Source organism: Streptomyces chengmaiensis, from assembly GCF_029846775.1.
Classification (GTDB): Bacteria; Actinomycetota; Actinomycetes; order Streptomycetales; family Streptomycetaceae; genus Streptomyces; species Streptomyces chengmaiensis.
In genome coordinates, this window is the sequence record NZ_JARWBG010000142.1 from 1 (window position 1) to 482 (window position 482).

General features: G+C 65.8%; 1 protein-coding gene. It reads left to right on the forward strand.

Annotated features, from left to right (window positions below; all coding sequences use genetic code 11):
- Positions 1 to 174 (forward strand): DUF4291 family protein (locus QCN29_RS36775; protein ID WP_279933607.1); only part of this gene is annotated, 174 nt, incomplete at its 5' end.
- Between the last annotated feature and the right edge of the window lie 308 nt (positions 175 to 482).

A 482-nucleotide genomic window follows, 5' to 3' on the forward strand; every position in this document is an offset into this window, starting at 1 on the left:
GCCGTACGACGCTACGCAGACGAATGGACGGTCAGCATCCGCGATGTGACGCCACTCGCCCACGAGATCCACGCCCTCGTCAACGGTGGTGACCTGGACCCCGCCACCCGACTGCTGCCCCAGGAACGCCCCTACCCCATTGGAGACGAGCTTCTTGCTCACCTACGCGGATAACGGACCGCTCCACCCGGCAGCCCGCTCCGGCTCATGGGTCACATGGCAGCACATGCTCATAGGCACGGGCGTCAAGCTGAGTGACCTGTTCGAAACGAACTGGGGCCGCTCCTGCCCGACCGGCATCGCTTCTGTGCCGGAGGTCACGGACAGGTAAGCCCGTGTGAGCCCGGTTCTCGAAGAGGCCCGCCGTGCGCCGACAAGCGCACCGTGCGCCAGCGCGCCCTCCTCACAAGGCACGATGGTCGAAAATCACTGTCCGCCTGCTCCGGCAGGCACCACCCTGTACGCCATGGAAGAACCGCAAC